At 29.8% G+C, this 18,430-nt stretch carries 20 protein-coding genes and 1 tRNA gene; 7 read left to right on the forward strand and 14 right to left on the reverse strand.

The annotated features are described in order from the left end of the window. Position 1 precedes the first annotated feature (1 nt). Positions 2–622: a V-type ATP synthase subunit D gene (locus ABIN17_01710; protein ID MEO0283777.1), complete on the reverse strand. Its 621-nt coding sequence runs from the start codon at positions 620–622 to the stop codon at positions 2–4. Between the two features lie 23 nt (positions 623–645). Between ABIN17_01710 and ABIN17_01715 the strand changes: the two genes are divergently transcribed. Further along, a complete protein-coding gene (locus ABIN17_01715; GenBank protein MEO0283778.1) occupies positions 646–1,038 on the forward strand; it encodes an Ig-like domain-containing protein in 393 nt (130 codons plus the stop codon). 5 nt (positions 1,039–1,043) lie between these two features. Here ABIN17_01715 and ABIN17_01720 read toward each other — a convergent pair whose 3' ends face one another. The 4 genes from ABIN17_01720 to thiE all read right to left on the reverse strand — a co-directional run bounded on the left by ABIN17_01720 (position 1,044) and on the right by thiE (position 3,826). Beyond that, positions 1,044–2,309 carry a cytochrome c family protein gene (locus ABIN17_01720; protein MEO0283779.1) on the reverse strand — a complete coding sequence of 422 codons (1,266 nt, stop codon included), beginning with the start codon at positions 2,307–2,309 and terminating at the stop codon, positions 1,044–1,046. A 13-nt stretch (positions 2,310–2,322) separates the two neighbouring features. Continuing rightward, positions 2,323–2,394 (reverse strand) — tRNA-Gln (locus tag ABIN17_01725). After that, positions 2,380–3,213 (reverse strand): 4-(cytidine 5'-diphospho)-2-C-methyl-D-erythritol kinase, encoded by an 834-nt coding sequence (gene ispE / locus ABIN17_01730; GenBank protein ID MEO0283780.1) that lies wholly within the window; start codon positions 3,211–3,213, stop codon positions 2,380–2,382. The genes ABIN17_01725 and ispE overlap by 15 nt, the downstream gene beginning before the upstream one ends. Further along, positions 3,191–3,826 (reverse strand): thiamine phosphate synthase, encoded by a 636-nt coding sequence (gene thiE / locus ABIN17_01735; protein MEO0283781.1) that lies wholly within the window; start codon positions 3,824–3,826, stop codon positions 3,191–3,193. Before thiE ends, ispE begins: the two co-directional genes overlap by 23 nt. Positions 3,827–3,843: 17 nt before the next feature. Between thiE and ABIN17_01740 the strand changes: the two genes are divergently transcribed. After that, a complete protein-coding gene (locus ABIN17_01740) occupies positions 3,844–5,139 on the forward strand; it encodes an oligosaccharide flippase family protein (protein ID MEO0283782.1) in 1,296 nt (431 codons plus the stop codon). Here the strand turns inward: ABIN17_01740 and ABIN17_01745 are convergent. Beyond that, positions 5,136–6,488 (reverse strand): undecaprenyl-phosphate glucose phosphotransferase, encoded by a 1,353-nt coding sequence (locus ABIN17_01745; GenBank protein MEO0283783.1) that lies wholly within the window; start codon positions 6,486–6,488, stop codon positions 5,136–5,138. The genes ABIN17_01740 and ABIN17_01745 overlap by 4 nt on opposite strands. Positions 6,489–6,514: 26 nt before the next feature. Between ABIN17_01745 and ABIN17_01750 the strand changes: the two genes are divergently transcribed. The 5 genes from ABIN17_01750 (at position 6,515) to ABIN17_01770 (ending at position 11,736) form a co-directional block, all read left to right on the forward strand. Continuing rightward, positions 6,515–8,815 (forward strand): AAA family ATPase, encoded by a 2,301-nt coding sequence (locus tag ABIN17_01750; protein ID MEO0283784.1) that lies wholly within the window; start codon positions 6,515–6,517, stop codon positions 8,813–8,815. Continuing rightward, positions 8,815–9,663, forward strand: a complete 849-nt coding sequence (locus ABIN17_01755; GenBank protein ID MEO0283785.1) for a spore photoproduct lyase family protein — start codon at positions 8,815–8,817, stop codon at positions 9,661–9,663. Before ABIN17_01750 ends, ABIN17_01755 begins: the two co-directional genes overlap by 1 nt. Positions 9,664–9,732: 69 nt before the next feature. Then, positions 9,733–10,287, forward strand: coding sequence for a ribosome recycling factor (frr, locus tag ABIN17_01760; protein MEO0283786.1), 555 nt, complete (start codon positions 9,733–9,735; stop codon positions 10,285–10,287). Further along, positions 10,284–10,970: an isoprenyl transferase gene (locus tag ABIN17_01765; protein ID MEO0283787.1), complete on the forward strand. Its 687-nt coding sequence runs from the start codon at positions 10,284–10,286 to the stop codon at positions 10,968–10,970. The genes frr and ABIN17_01765 overlap by 4 nt, the downstream gene beginning before the upstream one ends. Next, entirely contained in the window at positions 10,924–11,736 is an 813-nt protein-coding gene (locus tag ABIN17_01770) for a phosphatidate cytidylyltransferase (protein MEO0283788.1), read from the forward strand. Before ABIN17_01765 ends, ABIN17_01770 begins: the two co-directional genes overlap by 47 nt. On the opposite strand, the gene metK is transcribed toward ABIN17_01770, so the two are convergent. The 8 genes from metK to ABIN17_01810 all read right to left on the reverse strand — a co-directional run bounded on the left by metK (position 11,737) and on the right by ABIN17_01810 (position 18,409). Beyond that, positions 11,737–12,885 (reverse strand): methionine adenosyltransferase, encoded by a 1,149-nt coding sequence (gene metK, locus ABIN17_01775; protein ID MEO0283789.1) that lies wholly within the window; start codon positions 12,883–12,885, stop codon positions 11,737–11,739. It lies immediately after the preceding gene. A gap of 90 nt (positions 12,886–12,975) precedes the next feature. Continuing rightward, a complete protein-coding gene (locus tag ABIN17_01780; GenBank protein ID MEO0283790.1) occupies positions 12,976–13,428 on the reverse strand; it encodes an arginine decarboxylase, pyruvoyl-dependent in 453 nt (150 codons plus the stop codon). Then, positions 13,421–14,344 (reverse strand): spermidine synthase, encoded by a 924-nt coding sequence (locus ABIN17_01785; GenBank protein MEO0283791.1) that lies wholly within the window; start codon positions 14,342–14,344, stop codon positions 13,421–13,423. Before ABIN17_01785 ends, ABIN17_01780 begins: the two co-directional genes overlap by 8 nt. Then, complete coding sequence (locus tag ABIN17_01790; GenBank protein MEO0283792.1) at positions 14,328–15,035, reverse strand: DUF3108 domain-containing protein; 708 nt, start codon at positions 15,033–15,035, stop codon at positions 14,328–14,330. The genes ABIN17_01785 and ABIN17_01790 overlap by 17 nt, the downstream gene beginning before the upstream one ends. A gap of 16 nt (positions 15,036–15,051) precedes the next feature. Continuing rightward, on the reverse strand, positions 15,052–15,861 hold the full coding sequence (locus tag ABIN17_01795; GenBank protein ID MEO0283793.1) for a succinate dehydrogenase iron-sulfur subunit: 810 nt from the start codon (positions 15,859–15,861) through the stop codon (positions 15,052–15,054). Further along, entirely contained in the window at positions 15,861–16,217 is a 357-nt protein-coding gene (locus ABIN17_01800) for a hypothetical protein (GenBank protein ID MEO0283794.1), read from the reverse strand. The genes ABIN17_01795 and ABIN17_01800 overlap by 1 nt, the downstream gene beginning before the upstream one ends. A 9-nt stretch (positions 16,218–16,226) precedes the next feature. Further along, positions 16,227–16,676 (reverse strand): hypothetical protein, encoded by a 450-nt coding sequence (locus tag ABIN17_01805; protein ID MEO0283795.1) that lies wholly within the window; start codon positions 16,674–16,676, stop codon positions 16,227–16,229. A gap of 14 nt (positions 16,677–16,690) precedes the next feature. Continuing rightward, entirely contained in the window at positions 16,691–18,409 is a 1,719-nt protein-coding gene (locus ABIN17_01810; GenBank protein MEO0283796.1) for a succinate dehydrogenase/fumarate reductase flavoprotein subunit, read from the reverse strand. Positions 18,410–18,430 lie beyond the last annotated feature (21 nt).

An 18,430-nucleotide genomic window follows, 5' to 3' on the forward strand; every position in this document is an offset into this window, starting at 1 on the left:
TTTAAACCCTCTTTTTCTTTAAAAGTTTCATTCTGAATTTATCCTCTCTTTCTCTGTCCTCAAGTACTCTTCTTATATAATTAACTTCTTCCTTAAGTTGTGGTATTATTTTCTGCTCAAGAGCATTAACTCTCCTTGTTGTTTTTTTTATTTCTTCACCTATTCTTTTAAACCTAATTTCAAGAGGAACAATTGAAAGAATCTTATCTATCAAAATTTCAAAAGAATCAGCTGTTTCGTCAATTCTTGTTGTAACTGAAAAGGGACTATAACCTCTTAAAAGTATATTTTTCTTTCCATCTTTCTTTTCAATCTCAGGTATTGAAACACCCCATACTTTTTTTTCCTTCATTTTAAGTATAAGTTCCTTAGCTGAAGCAAGGGCAGCGGATCTCAATTCTTCTGAACCATCCTTTCCGAGAGCAAAAATTAAGGTATTAACAGCTTTTGTAAGTATTTCATCAAGTTCCTTATATTCCTTTAGAAGCGGTTTTATGAGATTCAAAAATTCAGAAAGCAGAGCATCTCTTTTATTTTTCAGCAAAGAAGCACCACTTTCTGCTACTTTTATCTGCCTTTTTTTAATCAACATATTCATCCTTGTGGGAGTGATATTTTCCATGCTATTATTATATATTAAAAATAATGAAATTTTCTAAAAAGATATTTCTCCTTTTCATATTTTCCTCCTGCGGCTATAAAGCACCACCACCTGGAAAACCGGATTTTGAAAATCCAAAAATTAAGGTAATTAACTTAAAAGACAAAGATACTATAAGAGACACTATTAAAATATCCTTAGAAGTTGAAGATAATTCAAAAATTAAATGGGTAAAAATGATTGTGGATGGTAAAGAATTTATAATTGATACAATACCCCCTTTCGAATTTAAATTATCACCACCTGAAAAAAAAATAAATGTACTTTTTCAAGCAATGGACAAATGGGAAAATATTGGAAGTTCAAAAACTTTTGAAATTTTTGGTCCCTTTATAGATACAGTAAAGGTTGATACTTTAAAGAAAAAGAAAAAATAAAAAAATTAATGCCTTATTTTTTCCCAGTACTTAGCATATTCAAAATCAGGACTCTGATCCTGATTGTGACACTTCCTGCAGTTTTCCTCTTTATATGTAATAGCTTTTTTATCACTTAAATGATTTCTTAAATCAACATAATGACACTCAGAACAATGGATATTTGCAAGTTCCTTTGAACTTTCCATTGATTGAAAACCACCCACTTTACCATAACCTGTTGTATGACAGGATAAACATTTAAAGTCCCTTTCTTTTTTTAAAGAAATAAGAACATCAATTGCTTTTGAATGTTTTGTGTTTTTCCATTTTAAATATTCCTGAATATGACAGTTTTTACAGGCTGAAGATAAAGGAAAACTATTTTCCCTTTGTGACCTCTCCATAAATTTTTTCCTAATCTCCTCCATTTCCTTTTTTCTCATATTTTCCCATTTTTCCTTTAATTTCTCTACCTCTAAATCCTTTTCAATTTTGTTATCAAGGGGAATATTGAGAACTTTCTTAACCTCAATTTTATTACCTTTTTTTGCAAAGAAAAGGAGAGGCATGTATAAACCATATCTTGAAATAGTTAAAGAATAAATTCCCTTTTCCTTTTTAAAACTAACCTCAAATTTACTTGAATTACCTATAATATTGAAAACATTACAATTTGAATCAAAGGGTAATTCAGTATTATAGGGAGTAACTATAAAAAGAATTGAACTTTCTTTTTTTAGTTTTTCTTTTAATTTATCAAATATATTTTTTTCATATTCTGGAAGCTGTGATAATGAACCTTTAGGAATATAAGAGGTAAAATAAATTTTTATTCCACTTAATATAAAGTTTTCATAAGGAGTTAAAAGTTCTCTGTACTCTGAATTCATATTAAAATAGGGGTACTTCAAATTTCTTACAAGATATTCAATATCCTCCTTTCTTGATATAGCTTCTCTGTTAAGAAAAGCCATTGCTTTAATATCCATCATCTTCAATATATCTTTAAAAATCTTTAAAAGATTTCTGTTAGAAGATGGGCTCACATAATTTCCTGTATCAAAGGTAAGGAGTTTCTTACCGTATTTATCCTTCAATCTTTTTATAACAAAAACTCTCTTTGAAAGTTCTCCTCCTCTAAAGGGTGGATTTCCACATCCACAGGGTTCAAAATTGTTACCAACATCAGAATTAAGTGCAATCACAAAATCAAAGGAGTCAGGATGGGGCAAATCCTTAAAGGGTGAATCTGCTGCTTTAATAAGAAATATTAATAAAAAAGTTTTCATTTTAAATTATAAACTGGGGCGGGTGGATTCGAACCACCATTCTGGGATCCAAAATCCCATGTCCTGCCGATTAGACGACGCCCCACTGTCTGCACCAGAAAACCTTTCCTTTTTGAGCTTCAATATTAATTTTATCCTCAAAAACTGATACAAGGCAAGAACCACTACCTGTTAAAAAACTTTTTAAAGCCCCTTTTTCTTTATAAAAATCAATTAAAGTTTTATATTCAGGAAATTCTTTAAAAATTATTTTTTCAAAATCGTTTTCAATGTTATAAAGTGCCTCATGATATTTATTCTCTTTTAATAAAGAAACAACTTTATCAAAATCCTCTTCTTTTTTACTTATATTCTCTGATAGGTTCCTGGATATAGCATTATACGCCCACCTTGTATCTATTTTAAAACCAGGATAATGGATGAGAAAATAAAAGGGAAATTTTAAATCAATTTTTTTAATCTCATTTCCTCTTCCCTTTACAATTGCCGGTTCCTGAAAAATAAAAAAGGGAACATCAGAACCAATTTTTTCTGCTATAATTAACATTTCCTCAATACCAAGCTTCAATTCATACATCTCATTTACAGCTTTCATAATACTTGCAGCATTTGAACTACCACCTCCGAGCCCACCCCCTATTGGAATTTTCTTATTTATAAAAATATCTGCACTTAAAAATTTTCCGGTCTCTTCGCTCATAATTTTTAGTGTCTTAAAAACTATATTCTCATCACCAATTGGACCTTCAGTTGCTGTTATCCTTGTGAGCTCGGAATAATTTATTTCAATTTCATCACACAAATCAATTGGAATAAAAATAGACCTTATTTCGTGAAAACCATCATCTCTTTTAAATAAAATCCATAAACCAAAATTTATTTTAGAAGGTGAGAGAACCCTCATTGTATAAAAGAATTTTCTCCCTCATTTCAAAGGCATTGATAAAAGGGTCTTCTCCTTCGTAAATACCAGAGATAGCACAAATACCACATTTTACTTTGCTTAATAAAAGAGAAACATTATCTTTATTTATTCCACCAATTACATATAGGGGAATTTTTAAAACATCTTTTGCTTTTTTTATAGTCTCAAAAGGAACTATCTTTTTATCTTTTTTCGTTGGAGAAGGAAAGGGAGAAGACATGGAAACATAATCGACTCCAAGACCTTCAGCTTCCCTTGCCCTTTCTATACTATCATAACAGGAAACACCAAGAATTTTATTACCTATTTTTTTTCTTACATAAGCTATATCAGCATCATCCTTACCTATATGAACACCATCTGCCTGAAGTAAAAGGGCAATTTCAGGGTCATCATTTACAATAAAAATAACACCGAAAAATTCACATAATTTTTTTACATTTTTGCCTATTTTTATAATTTCTTCTCTTGGAGCTCCCTTCATTCTCAATTGAAAAATTTTAACCCCTCCCAAAATGGACCTTTCTATTTTGTAAAGTAAATTATCATCTTTTGAACCAAATATACCGTATAATAATGGTAATTTTCTCACAATTAAATATAACAAAAATGAAAAAAATTATCAAGGATACAGTAATTTTTGCTGGTGCAAATACTATTTCTTTTGTAATAAGTGCTCTGGGTGGATTTTTAGTAGCAAAAATTCTTGAACCGGAAGGTTATGGAGGATTTTCTGCTTATAAACTTTTTATTTCCTATCTCATAAATTTGCATATGGGAATCTTTCAGGGGCTTCAGAGAGAGATTCCCTTTTATAGGGAACTTCAAAAAGAGGATAAATTGAAATCTCTTTTAAATACAACATTTTCTTTTACTTTTTTAATTTCTCTTTTAAGTATTATTATTCTTCTTTTATCCTCAATTACTTCCTCAGAATTTTTCAGAAAATCCTTTTTTATAACTCTTCCACTTATACCCTTTTATTTTTTAAAAGAATTTTACAGATTTGCAATGAAGGGACTTGAAAAGTTTAAGGAACTATCCTTTTTAAATATCTTTGATTCAATAAATTTTATTGTTTTCGTAATATTTTTCTCTATTTATTTTAAGGCAGAAGGAGCAGTATTAGGTTTTGGTATATCCCATTTTATTCTTTTCTTTTTCGCCTATTTTTTCACAAGAATTATTTTTTTTAATTTTAAAATTAAATTTGAAGATTTAAAATCTCTTTTTCAGGTTGGCTTTCCTATTTTCTTTATCGGTGTATTAAATATTTTTTTATTTTCAATTGATAGAGTTTTCATTCTTGGAATTTATGGTAGAAGAGAATTTGGAATATATGCAATGGCAATGAACTTTTTAAATCTTATATTTCAGGTACCCATAGCTGTTGCAACTATATTTTTACCTTTTCTTACAAGAAAAAAAGCAAAAGAGGGTTCTTTAAGTGAATTTATTATAAAAAGAGATTACATAATATATATTTATTTAATCTTAGTATCACTTCTTATAATTATTTTTTACCCAATGGCTTTTTTTGTCATAAAAAGATTTTTACACAAGTATTACACAGCTTTACCACTTCTTAAATTTTTACTCCTATTTATTCCCTTTCCAACACTTAATTATTTCTTTTATTCCTTTCTTATTGCAGAAAACAAACATTCCTATATCATTCCCTATCACCTTATTTTAATTCCTTTTACGGTTATTGTTAATTCAGTTTTTATTCCCAAATTTGAACTAAAAGGAGCCTGTTTATCTTATCTTATATCACAATTTTTATTTACATTAATAACAATTTTTTTAACATACAGGTTTATTAAATTTAAAATTTTAAGAACAATTACTTTTGTTACTTTAATTTCCTTTTTACATTTTTTAATATTTGAATTAATTTTTTAATAAGCGTTTTTCTGAGATAAAAAGATAAAAATTGTTTTTAAAATAATCTTTAAATCTAATAGGAAAGACCAGTTGTCAATATAATAAAGATCATATCTCAACCTTTCCTCTATTGATGTGTCACCACGCCATCCGTGAACCTGTGCCCATCCTGTTATACCACCTTTTACCCTGTGTCTTTCATCATATCTTGGTATCTCTTTTTTAAACTTTTCAACAAAAAATGGTCTTTCAGGTCTTGGACCCACTATACTCATATCTCCTTTCAGAACATTTATGAACTGGGGGAATTCATCAATACTAAATTTTCTTAAAATTCTTCCTATTTTCGTAACTCTTGGATCAGAGGGACTTGTAAACTTCGGTTCTGGTTCTTTGTCGGCTCCAACATACATCGTTCTGAATTTATATAACATAAATACCTTACCATCCTTTCCTACCCTTTCCTGTTTATAAAAAACAGGACCTTTTGAAGTTAATTTTATTATTATAGCAATAAGAACAAACAGAGGAAAAAGAAGGATTAAAAGAGTAAAAGAAAACACAATATCAAAGGTTCTTTTTAAAAATCTCTGGTATAGACTTAATCCCTTTTCTTTCAACTTTAAAAGGGGAATACCATCAAAAGAGAGTGTATCAGTTCCCATTAACATAAGTTCATATATATCAGGAGCAAAGTAAATTTCCATTTTTTTCTTTTCTATTTTTTTTATAATTTCAGGTATTAAAAACTGTTTATCAAAAGGTATGGCAAGAATAAGTATGTTTCCTTCTGCTGGATTTTCTTCTCCATTAATAAATTCCTCAGCAGTTAAAATTTTATTAATTTTTAAACCCAGTTCAGGCCTTTCCTCAATCTTTGACCTTATAGCCCTTAATATATCTCCTTCCCCCACTATTATTGCGTCCTTTTTTATAATCCCCTTTTTAAATAAAATTTTAATAACACTTCTGAATATAAATCTGAAAATAAACTCATAGAAGGAAATAAAAATAAAATAAAAAGATACTACAAGCCTTGAATATAAAATCTGCCTGTAATAGAAAGAGATAAATGTAATAAAAAGAATATACAAAAAATTAACCTTTAAAATTTCAAAAAAAGAATCAAAAAGATTTAGGTTTTTTTCTTTCTCATAAATTCCTTTTGACAAATAAATTAAAAGTCCTACAATAAAGACAACCAGAAATGATTTCAAATAAACCTCATAAGGTACAGGTTTCCTCCATAGGGGAATAAATCCACTCTGAAAACGAAGCCAATATGCTGTTTTAAATCCAAGAAAAAGTGAAATGGCGTCAAGAACAAAAAGGATTATTTTTTCAAAAGGATGTCCTTTTAATCCCATGTTGAATTATTATAAAATAAATCTATATGAAAACTCTCAACCAAAAAGACCTTGACTATATTAGAAACTTAGAAATAAAAGTTAAAAATATTAAGGGTTTAAAACCCCTTGAAGGATTTATAGGTCAAAAAGCAGCAGTTAAAAGTATGGAATTCGGATTAAAAATAAGTTCAAAAAGTCACCATATTTTTGTATCAGGCAAACCGGGAAGCGGAAGGACAAGTATGGTGCTGGAATACGTGTCAAAAATAGCTGAAAAAATTTCTCCTCCACCTGATGTTATATATGTGTTTTCACACGAAAATCCATTTTCTCCGAAAGCAATATTATTGGAAAATGGACAAGGTAAAAAATTTAAAAAGGATTTTGAAGATGCTATAAATGAAAGTCTCGAAGAAATAAAAGAAATTACAAAAAAAAGGGAATTTAATGAAGCAAAGGAAAAAATTTTTAAAAATTTATTAAGGCAAAGGGAAAATATCCTTAATAAAATCTATGGGAAAGCGAGGGAACTAAATATTCTCATAAAAGCAAAAGAAAACGGTTTTGACTTATTCCCTCTATTAAAAGGCAAAGTCTTAACACCAGAAGAGTATTCGGAGCTCACTCAACCGGAGAAAGAAGAATTTGAAAAGAAATTTGAAGAAATAAGAAGGGAAATTGCCTTAAGGGTTTCTGAAATAGAAAAAATAAACGAAGATTTTAAAGAAAAAATAAGAAATTTACTATCAGAGTTCGGAGCAAAAACTTTATTAACTATTTTTCCACCTTTAATTGGAAAATATCTAAATAATGAGGACATTATAAAATATGTAAAAAATTCAGTACAGGATATTTTAGAAAATTTAGACTATATAACTTCAAAACCCGATGAAGCCTATTCCTTTTTTAAAGAAAAATATAAAGTTCACCTTTTTGTGGATAATTCAAATCAGAAAGGTGCTCCAATTGTTCTTGAAACTCACCCAACCCTTTCAAGAATAATAGGAAGAATTGAAAGAGTTCTTGAAAATCCAACACTTGATTTTTCTGGAATAATACCAGGTGCTTTTCACAGAGCAAATGGAGGTTTCTTAATTATTCCTGCTGAAGAACTTTTAAAAATTGAACCAGCTTACACCTTTATGAAATGGACTTTAAAATCAGGAAAAATTTTAATTGAAAATTTATCAGAAGAGGAAAATATCCACACAACCAAAACCATAAAGCCAGAGCCAGTCCCTTTTAGCGGAAAGGTGATTCTTATAGGAACTCCCTATACTTTTTTCCACTTAAAGGAAAATGATCCTGATTTTAACGAATTATTTAAAGTCCATATAGAATTTAAGACTGTTATGGAAAAAAATCAAGAAAATTTGACTGATTATTTAAGATTTATAAAAACTTTCTGTGATAAAGAAAAACTTTTATATCCAGATATAAAGTCAATTAAAAAAATTTTGTGGTATTCTTCAAGGCTCGCAGAAAATCAAAACAAACTTTCAACAAATTTTGGAGCAATATGTGACCTTTTAAGGGAAGCAAATTTCCTTGCTAAAAGTGAAAATAAAAAGGAAATAAAAGAAAATCATGTGAGGGAAATTATTAAAAATAGATTTAAAGAAACTGAAATTGAAGAAACATATTTTGAATGGATTAAAAAAGGAATAATTCAAATTGATTTTGAAGGTAAAAAGGTTGGAACAATAAACGGACTTACTGTTCTTACTTATGGACAAATAGTGTTTGGAAGACCAGTCAGGATAACTGCAACATGCTCAGCAGGTAAAGAGGGAGTAATAGATATTGAAAGGGAAGCTGAATTATCCGGTCCTATTCATACAAAAGGAACACAGATATTAAGAGGTTATCTTGGGTATAAATACGGACAAAATTTTCCTATTTATATGACAGCAAGAATTGTTTTCGAACAAACCTATGAGGGTGTAGAAGGGGACAGCGCATCTCTTGCAGAACTTCTTGCAATAATATCATCTCTTTCAGAATATCCTATTTACCAAAACTGTGCAGTAACTGGTTCTATAAATCAATTTGGAGAAGTTCAGGCAGTTGGTGGATTAAATGAAAAAATTGAAGGAATTTATAGAGCTCTAAAATATAAAGAATTTAAAGGAAAATTTAAGGTAATAATTCCTGAATCAAATATAACAAATCTCTGTCTTCAGGACGAAGTTCTTGAGTTTATAAAAAGAGGTAAAATAGAGATTATAGCAGTTAAAAATATTGATGAAGCGATAAGAATAGTTTTTAACAAAAATCCTCAAACTGTTCACGAAAAAGTTCTCTCAAAACTTAAAAAATATTACAAAATTTTAAAATCAGAATAATGGGATATATAAGTTTATTTGACCCTTTTAAAGATGGTCTCTGTACCTGTGAAAAAAAATATACCATCAATCCCTATACAGGTTGTAATCACAGATGCAGATACTGTTATATAACAAGTTATATAAGAGATGGATTCAAATTAAGATTAAAAAAAAATTATGTTGAGATTATAAAAAGGGAAATTAAAAAAATAAAAAATGTTTATCCTTTCAACCTTTCCTCTTCCTCTGACCCTTATCCAGAAATTGAAAAAAAATTACTTTTAACAAGGAAAACCCTTATTCTATTAAAAGAAAAAAATTTTAAAGTTTCAATAATAACAAAGTCACCACTTGTTTTAAGGGATATTGATATACTTAGAGAAATGAACTCCTTTGTATCTTTTACAATTACCCATTATTCAGATGAAATTTCAAGGAAAGTTGAACCATTTGCACCACCTGTTAGTGAGAGAATAAAAGCAGCAGGAAAATTAATAAGGGAAGGAATAAAAGTTTGTATAAGAATAGATCCGGTTATTCCTGGATACAATGATAAAAAGGATATAGCTTGTAAAATTTTAAAAAATCTTAATGGAGTTTTTATGGTTGTTTTTTCAACATATAAAGCAAAACCGGATAATTTTTTAAGAATGAAAGAGATATTTCCTCATTTAGAAAATTTACCATGGGAAAAAAAGAAAGTAAGGGGTTATAGGTATTTAAGCTATGATTTTAGAAGAGAAATTCTTGAAAAACTTGTAAAAGAAGCAAAAAATTTTTGTGAAAAAATTGGATTATGCAGGGAAGATTTACCGGATTTAAAAAATACAAAATCCTGTGACCCTGTTTTTGAGTTAAATCTTTGAATTTAAATATTATTTTTGATAAAATGATAATTTAAGGTTCAAATCCCTTTGAATTATTTATTATTAAAAATGGAGGAAATAATTAAAGATGGTAGCGAGAGGATGGTTAAAACCATTAACAATTTAAAGGATGAACTTAAAAAATTAAGAACAGGAAGAGCCTCTCCCCATATTCTTGAAAGTATTAAAGTTAATTACTACGGGCAGGAGATCCCAATAATCCAAATTGCAGGTATTGGTGTACCAGAACCAAGATTAATTGTTATAAAACCCTATGACAAAAATGTAATAGGTGAAATTGAAAAAGCAATTTTAAAAAGTGGAATAGGACTTAATCCAAAGGTTGAAGGTGGTGTTATAAAGATTCCGATACCACCTCTTTCTGAAGAAAGGAGAAGAGAACTTGTAAAACTTGTTAAAAAATTTGGGGAAGATTCAAAAATTGCCTTAAGAAACATAAGAAGGGATTTAATGGATAAAATAAAAGAAAAAAAAGATAAGGGAGAAATTTCAGAGGATGATGCTGAAAGATTAAAGAAAAAGGTTCAGGATTTAACAGAGGAAAAAACAAAAGAAGTTGATGAAATAATAAAAATAAAGGAAAAGGAAATAATGGAAGAATGAAAATACCTCAACATATAGCTATAATAATGGATGGAAACGGCAGATGGGCAAAGGAGAGAAATTTACCGAGAATACTTGGACATAAAGAGGGGATTGAATCTGTAAGGGAAATTGTTAGAACTGCAAGAGAAATTGGAATAAAATACATTTCACTTTTTACTTTTTCCACTGAGAATTGGCAGAGGCCTGAAGAAGAAGTTAAAGGACTTTTTAATCTCCTTGAATCAGTCGCAAAAAAAGAACTTAAATTTTTGATTAAAAATGGAATAAGATTAAAAGTTGTGGGGAGCAGGGAAGAGTTGCCTTTAAAAACAAAAAAAATAATAGAGGAAGCAGAGGAAAAAACAAAGGATAATAAAGATATGTTCCTTATACTTGCTATTAATTATGGAGGAAGAAGAGAAATAATTGATGCAATAAATAAAATTTTAAAAAATGGAAAAAAAGAGATAAATGAAGAAGAATTTAAAAAATATTTATATATGCCTGAAGTTCCTGACCCTGACTTTTTAATAAGGACAAGTGGGGAAATGAGAATTTCCAATTTTTTCTTATTTCAAATTGCATATACAGAACTATATTTTACAGAAAAATACTGGCCTGATTTTAGAAGAGAGGATTTTTTAAAGGCAATTGATGAATATACGAGGAGGAAAAGAAAATTTGGGAGGCTTTTTTCTTAGAATAATAACCGGATTAGTTTTATTTTTTATAGTTTTATTATTAACATTACTTGGTACTTTACCTCTCTTTTTTTTAATTTTTATATTCTTACTCTTTGCTCTATGGGAATATTTAAGAATCTTATATAATACTGGTTTTATAATTAATCCCCATTTAATTTTTATTGTTGATTTAATTTTCTTTCCATTTATTATTTTCTTCCCTCCTATAAGGCTTTCACTATTAATGTTAATGATTGTTATTTTCTTTTTTTTATCGTTTCTTTCAGCAGAAAAAAGAAAAGGATTTAATTTTTTGGCATCTAGTATTGTGTCAATATTTTATTTAGTTATTCCTTCAACTTTATTTTATCAAATAAGAACACTTTTTGGGTTAAAACATATAATTTTTTTATTAGGATGTGTAATATTTTTTGATTCTTTTTCATATTTTGCGGGGAATTTGTTTGGTAAAAGAAAAATCTGGGAAAGAATTTCCCAGAATAAAACTATTGAAGGATTTCTTGGCGGTTTTTTATCAGTTTTAATTTTTTCAATAATTTTTTCATTTTTTTTCAGGGAAAATACTCTAAAAAATATAATCCCTGGAATTTTTATTTCTTTTTTTGCTTTTTTTGGTGACCTATGGGAATCTATGCTGAAAAGGGAAATGGGTGTAAAAGATTCCTCCAATATTTTACCAGGCCACGGAGGTTTTCTTGATCGTATTGATTCCCTTTTATTATCTATATATTTTTATTTTCTTTATATTGCCAATATAGTTTAATTATAACAGTTCTCTAAATTCTTCCTTGCTATCGGTTCTTTCCCAGGTAAATCCCTCCTCTTCTCTCCCAAAATGCCCATAACAAGCAGTTCTCTTGTAAATGGGTCTCCTTAATTCAAGAAAATCTATTATACCTCTTGGAGTGAGATCAAATCTTTCTCTTATAAACTTAACAATTTTTTCTTCAGGTACTTTTCCAGTATCATAAGTATTTACATATAGAGCAACAGGTTCAGCTACACCTATGGCATAAGCAATCTGAATTTCACAGGTCTCTGCAATTCCTGAAGCAACTATATTTTTAGCAAGATACCTTGCCATATAAGAAGCAGATCTATCTACCTTTGTTGGATCTTTTCCTGAAAAACAACCACCACCATGTCTTGCATATCCACCATATGTATCAACCATAATCTTTCTTCCTGTTAAACCTGTATCTGCTTGTGGTCCACCAATTACAAATCTACCAGTTGGATTTATAAAAATTTTCACATTATCATCCATCATTTCCCTCGGTATAATCTTCTCAATAACAACTTCAATCAAATCCTCCCTTAACTCCTTTATTGAAACATCAGGATCATGCTGAGCAGAAAGAACAATTGCTGTTACCTTATCAGGTTTTCCATCTATGTATCTAACTGTCACTTGAGATTTACCATCAGGTCTCAGATAGGGTAAAGTTCCATTTTTTCTCACATCAGCGAGCCTTTTACAAAGTTTATGGGCAAGCATTATAGGAAGGGGCATAAGTTCTTCAGTCTCATTAATTGCAAAACCAAACATCATACCCTGATCACCTGCACCACCTGTATCAACCCCCATAGCAATATCAGGAGCCTGTGATTGAATAGCAGTAAGAACAGCTACAGTTTCATAATCTAATCCATAAGCAGGATTAGTATAACCAGCTAATTTTATAGTTTCTCTTACAATATCAGGTATTTCAACATAACAATCTGTGGTAATTTCACCAGCAATAACAAACATTCCCCTTGAAGTTAAAGACTCACATGCAACCCTTGCATCAGGGTCTTTTTCAATTATAGCATCAAGAATAGCATCTGAAACCTGATCACAGAGTTTATCAGGATGTCCCTCTGTTACTGATTCTGAAGTAAAATATGAAATGCCTTTAAGTTTTCTCAACTTTTTTAACTCCAATTTAAGAATGGGATTAGAACCCTTTTTAGGGAATTTAATAATAATTAATTTAAAAATGAAAGTTCAAATAAATAATTAAAAAATTGCACAACCTGCAAAAACACAGGTAAAGTCTTCAACTTTTCTTTCAATAGAAACAATTTCTATCTTTTTTATCCTTATTCCTCTGTCATTCATTGCTGTCTCAAGCATCCTTTTAACCTCCTCTATACCCTTTTCTTTTTTATCATAAGAACTCCACTCCATTATCATTCCAATGTCTTTTTCTTTTTCAGGTATTGCAACTCCACATACAGCTGAAATTGTCTCGCCCCTTTTATCAGAAATTAAATAACCATAAGCTATATAAAGAATTGAAGAGGGAACTAAATCAACTTCTTTTTTCTTTTTAACACCTGGTGGAAGAATACTTGAAATTTTTACAAGATTATAGTTTTCTATTTTGGCACTTCTTAAAGCTCTATCAAAAGAAAGAAGTTTAGTTTCTCCTACACCAAATCCTCTTGTTAAAAAATAATTTTTAAACATCTCCTTCCCAGATAAAAGGGGTTTTATCAGTCAAAATCCTTCCTTTGGTATTTAATGATGATTTAAAATATTCAGGTAAAAAGAATATTTTTTTTACATAATCAGGATTTAAAAAATTCAAATACTTAAAAATTTCATTTTCTCTTTTATTTTCTAATCTGTTTAAAATTTCTTTTAAGTTTAGATTTTCTTTAAAGGAAATTACAAATCCCCAAGACATATGAAAAGAGGGTACAAATATCTCATATATAAAAACAGAGGGAAAAATTTCTTTTAAAGTTTTATAAAGTGAAAGAATGAAATCATAATAATATATAACTGTTGACCCAGCCTGGAAAACACTTATACCACCTTTTCTCAATTTTTTATCAAGAATTTTGAAATAATCCTCTGTAAATAAAAGAGCAGATGGTCCACCCTCTATTGGTTCTGTAAGATCTGATATATAAATATCTAAGGAATCATCACTCAAAGACTCTATATCCTCCCTTGCATCTTTAAAAACAATTTCTGCCCTTTCATCATCAAATGAATTTCTATGCCATTCTGGTAAATACACTTTACACAAGTTAACAAATTCTTCATCTATATCACACATTCTAACTTTTTTTACGCTTCTGTGTTTTAAAACCTCCCTTAAAGTCGCACCTTCACCACCTCCTGCTATATATATAAACTCTGGATTTGAATGTAAAAGGAGGGCAGGATGAACAAGTGATTCATGATATATAAATTCATCACATTCAGCACTCTGTATTTTTTCATCAAGAAAAACTGTTTTACCAAGTAAGGAAACCCTTAAAATATCAACTTTCTGAAATTTTGTTTGTCCGGTATATAAAATATTCTCAATTTTATAATAAAAAAGTATTTTATTTAAAAAAGATTCAACATAATATTTATTTTCTATTTTCAATTTTTCTTATCTCCTTTAAAACTGCCCTTACAGAACCAAACCATACTCTTGTAGACATATAAAGGGGAACCTTTTTCTCATCATCAGAAACCCAGATTTCAAGTCCACCCTTTCCACCAAAAATCGCTTCTAGACCTGATTTACCTTTATATTCACCTGATTTTTCCATAAGTAATATAAGTTTTATTGCATCTTTTTCACCAATAAGAGTTTTAAGTTTTTCCTTTTTCTCCACAAGTGTATAAATTTTATAAATCTTTCTATCTGCAAATAAAAGAAGTTTAAGTGTATCTCCGATTTTAAAATTTTCGTTCCTTAATTTATAAAAAATAGATAAAACATCATAAGCACTCTTTTCAATTTTACTCACTTTACCATCTGAGTCATACACTTTTAAGCTATCATAATCAAATTTATACCACATGCTTTTTTTCCATGTTCCCTCATGCAGATTTTTTTCTTGTTTTAAAGGTAAAAAATTAGAATCTGAATAAGTATCAATCCTATCATTAACATAAAAAATGATTGAAAAAAATTTATTTGTATGTCCCTGTGCCTGAAAATGAAAAATAGAATCACATTTTAAAACTCTCAAATAAGCAATTCCAGCCCCAAAAGTGCCATAATAAACATGAAATACAAGTTCCTCTCCTTCTGAAAAAGCAAGACTTAGAAGAAAAAATAAAATCATTCTATCTTAATCATAATCAAACAGATTTAGGTGGAGCTTTTGGAACTTTATCTTTATTTGGTCCTTCAGGATAGGGAGGAACAATATTATTTCCCCTTTTGTCTTTTAACAAACCAAAAGTTTTCTTTAATATCAATCTTTTTAAAAGTTGAATTGCAAGAGCTGGGTCAACACCCTTTGGACAGGCTTTTGAACATCCACCAGCAAAATGACAGTTTAAAACACCATGGCTTTTGGAAACAATTTTAAGCCTTTCAGAAAAGCCTTCATCTCTTGAATCAATACAGTATCTATAAGCCTGAGCAAGTACATAAGGTTCTAAAAAATCTTCATCAGTTGAAGATACAGGACAGGAAGAAATACAGAGACCACACTGAATACAATAACTGAATTGCAGATATTCAAGTAGTTCAGAAGGGGTTTGTTTATATTCTCTTTTTGGGTTTTCCTGTTCTTTTTCATCTTTTCTAATTAAATAGGGTTTAATTTTTTTATGTTTAATAAAGGCACTCTGTAAATCTGGAACAAGGTCTCTAATTAAAGTTAAATTTGGAATTGGTTCAACCTTAATTTTTCCATTTTCAACAATTTTCTTAATCTGAGTATGACAGGCAAGCTCTGGTTTTCCATTTATAATCATTCCACATGAACCACATATTCCCATTCTGCAGGAAAACCTTAAACTTAAAGTTGGATCAAGATTTTCTTTTATATAAAGTAAAACATCAAGAACAGTCATTCCCTCTTTAACTTCTATTTCATATTTATCAAAACCATTTTTCGCAAGCTCAGGTATATATCTCTTGATGATAAATTTAACTTTCATTATACCCCTCCTGCTTTTATTGTTGTATATGTCCCAAAGATAAATAGAAATATTCCTAAAATCCAGAAAATATAAACAACTATTTTTTCATATCTTTTACCAAAATCTGTTTCAATTAGTATATTCTTGAGTCCGTAAAAACCATGAAATAAAGCGAAGAATAAAAATAAGATATAAAGGGTGCTAAAAGTAACATTCCTTGCCCTTTCTAAAACACTCTCCCATTCAAGAGGATCTCTTCCATAACCAATTTTTTCTATTAACTTATAAAAATGCATCATAAATATATGTCCTAAAAGTAAAACAAAAAGAATTAAACCTGCGAGGTAATGTAAAACCCAGTATCTTGCTTTCATTCTTACCTCCTATTTAAAAATAAAAAACTCCTTGAATCCAAAAATTATATAAATAAAAAAAACTATCATTAAAAAATATAAAAATACTCTTGGTCTTTTTAAAGAAGATGCAACATAGGGATATTCTGGTCTTTTTGGTTTTCCTAAGAGAAAACCGAATTCTGTAATAAAAAGCCTTAAACCATTTATTGCATGAAATCCAACTACAAGAACAAGTAGATACTCAAGAAAATGAACCAGGTTATGATAAAAACCTTCACCAATTGACCCTACCATTTTCATTGCACTTATCCAGGCATCCTTTCCAAAAGCTCTTGAACCAACAACTATAACATGAAGGCATAAATAAAGAATCAGTAAAATTCCTGTAAATCTGTGAAAACTAAAAAGCCATCTTTCAAAATTCGCCTTTTTTTCAGGCAAAAACCATGCTTTAATTCCTTTAAAATTCTTTTTCATTTAATTCCCTCCTTTTAATATTTTCTCTCTTCAGGTTTCCAGTAAGTTATATTTACAGGGATATATTCTATTCTCACACCATCTTTTTCATCTTTATAAGCCAAAGTATGTTTCAAAAATTTCTCATCATCCCTTTTCGGAAAATCAATTCTTGCATGTGCTCCCCTTGATTCCTCTCTTTTTAAAGCTGAAACTGTAACCACCTCAGCAACATTAAGCATATTTTCAAGTTCTAAAGCATTTATAAGCTCAGTGTTATAAACCTTACTTTTATCCACCAATTTTATATACTTATATTTTTCTTTCAATTCCTTAATTTTTTGTAAAGCTTTTTCAAGTCCTTCTCTATCTCTAAAAACTCCCACATGGGTATCCATTGTTTTTCTTAATTCTCTCCTTATTTCATATAAATTTTCAGAACCCTTTTTCCCTAAAAGCTTATTGAAAACTCTGTCATATTCATCCTTTACAATATCTTCCATTTTTTGTGGCTCCTCAGCTTCTTTTAAATATTCAATTGCCTTTTCACCTGTTATTGCTCCCCAGACAAGGCATTCTGCTGTAGAATTTGTACCCAATCTATTTGCACCATGCAGAGACAAGCAGGCAACTTCACCTGCTGCCCAGATATTTGAAGTTCCATAAACCTTTCCATCAATATCACAATGTATTCCTCCCATTGTATAATGCTGGACAGGTCTCACAGGAAGAGGTTTTTCAATTATATCTATACCCACATATTTTATTCCGACTTCTCTTACAAGAGGTAATCTTTCCAGTAATCTTTCTTTTCCAAGATGAGTTAAATCAAGATGAATATAATCCAATCCATCAGGACCTTCAAAACCTCTTCCCTCTCTTATTTCTGTCATCATAGACCGGGATACTATATCTCTGGGAGCAAGTTCCATCATTTTAGGTGCATATTTTTCCATGAATCTTTCACCTTTATTATTTTTTAGATATCCACCCTCACCCCTTGCACCCTCTGTTATGAGAATCCCCGAAGGAACAAGACCCGTTGGATGAAATTGCATAAATTCCATATCCTTGAGAGGTATACCTTCCCTGAAGGCAAGTGCGTAACCATCTCCTGTTACACTGTGAGAGAATGTTGTAAAAGCATAAATTCTTCCAGCTCCTCCTGTTGCTATTATACAGGCTTTACCGTAAAAACAAGCCATTTCACCGCCACTCATATTGTAGGCAACACACCCATGAAATTTACCATCCTTAATTAAAAGTTTTGTAACAAAATATTCATCAAATCTATCCCAATTATCATATTTCTGTAATCTGTTATAAAGGGTATGCATTTCAAAAAATCCTGTTTTATCTTCTGCAAAAACAGCTCTTGGGTAAGAATGCCCTCCAAATGGTCTTTGATTTATTCTCCCATCTTCCCTTCTTGACCATGGGATTCCCCAGTGTTCAAGTAAATAGATTTCTTCAATTATTTTCTCAACAAATCTGAAAACAACATCCTGATCAGCAAGAAAATCAGAACCTTTAACTGTGTCCCATGCATGTAAAAGGGGAGAATCTCCATCAGCTTGATTTATAGCAGCCCCGGTCCCCCCCTCTGCACAAACACTATGAGAACGGATTAACTGAACTTTTGAAATTAAAGCTATCTTAACTTTACCATCTGATTTTCTTGAAGCCTCAAGAGCTGCTCTTAATCCAGCAAGACCAGAACCTAAGATAATCAAATCGTAGTAATGGACTTCCATTTAAAAATATTAATTAATAAG

The organism is candidate division WOR-3 bacterium, assembly GCA_039803925.1.
GTDB lineage: Bacteria > Hydrothermota > Hydrothermia > Hydrothermales > JAJRUZ01 > JBCNVI01.

Excerpts from the sequence above, each read along its gene's own strand:
- ABIN17_01710 (MEO0283777.1), bottom strand. The coding sequence starts at position 622 with ATGGAAAATATCACTCCCACAAGGATGAATATGTTGATTAAAAAAAGG.
- ABIN17_01715 (MEO0283778.1), top strand. The coding sequence starts at position 646 with ATGAAATTTTCTAAAAAGATATTTCTCCTTTTCATATTTTCCTCCTGC.
- ABIN17_01720 (MEO0283779.1), bottom strand. The coding sequence starts at position 2,309 with ATGAAAACTTTTTTATTAATATTTCTTATTAAAGCAGCAGATTCACCC.
- ispE (MEO0283780.1), bottom strand. The coding sequence starts at position 3,213 with ATGAGGGTTCTCTCACCTTCTAAAATAAATTTTGGTTTATGGATTTTA.
- ABIN17_01740 (MEO0283782.1), top strand. The coding sequence starts at position 3,844 with ATGAAAAAAATTATCAAGGATACAGTAATTTTTGCTGGTGCAAATACT.
- ABIN17_01745 (MEO0283783.1), bottom strand. The coding sequence starts at position 6,488 with ATGGGATTAAAAGGACATCCTTTTGAAAAAATAATCCTTTTTGTTCTT.
- ABIN17_01750 (MEO0283784.1), top strand. The coding sequence starts at position 6,515 with ATGAAAACTCTCAACCAAAAAGACCTTGACTATATTAGAAACTTAGAA.
- ABIN17_01755 (MEO0283785.1), top strand. The coding sequence starts at position 8,815 with ATGGGATATATAAGTTTATTTGACCCTTTTAAAGATGGTCTCTGTACC.
- frr (MEO0283786.1), top strand. The coding sequence starts at position 9,733 with ATGGAGGAAATAATTAAAGATGGTAGCGAGAGGATGGTTAAAACCATT.
- ABIN17_01765 (MEO0283787.1), top strand. The coding sequence starts at position 10,284 with ATGAAAATACCTCAACATATAGCTATAATAATGGATGGAAACGGCAGA.
- ABIN17_01770 (MEO0283788.1), top strand. The coding sequence starts at position 10,924 with ATGAATATACGAGGAGGAAAAGAAAATTTGGGAGGCTTTTTTCTTAGA.
- ABIN17_01780 (MEO0283790.1), bottom strand. The coding sequence starts at position 13,428 with ATGTTTAAAAATTATTTTTTAACAAGAGGATTTGGTGTAGGAGAAACT.
- ABIN17_01790 (MEO0283792.1), bottom strand. The coding sequence starts at position 15,035 with ATGATTTTATTTTTTCTTCTAAGTCTTGCTTTTTCAGAAGGAGAGGAA.
- ABIN17_01795 (MEO0283793.1), bottom strand. The coding sequence starts at position 15,861 with ATGAAAGTTAAATTTATCATCAAGAGATATATACCTGAGCTTGCGAAA.
- ABIN17_01800 (MEO0283794.1), bottom strand. The coding sequence starts at position 16,217 with ATGAAAGCAAGATACTGGGTTTTACATTACCTCGCAGGTTTAATTCTT.
- ABIN17_01805 (MEO0283795.1), bottom strand. The coding sequence starts at position 16,676 with ATGAAAAAGAATTTTAAAGGAATTAAAGCATGGTTTTTGCCTGAAAAA.
- ABIN17_01810 (MEO0283796.1), bottom strand. The coding sequence starts at position 18,409 with ATGGAAGTCCATTACTACGATTTGATTATCTTAGGTTCTGGTCTTGCT.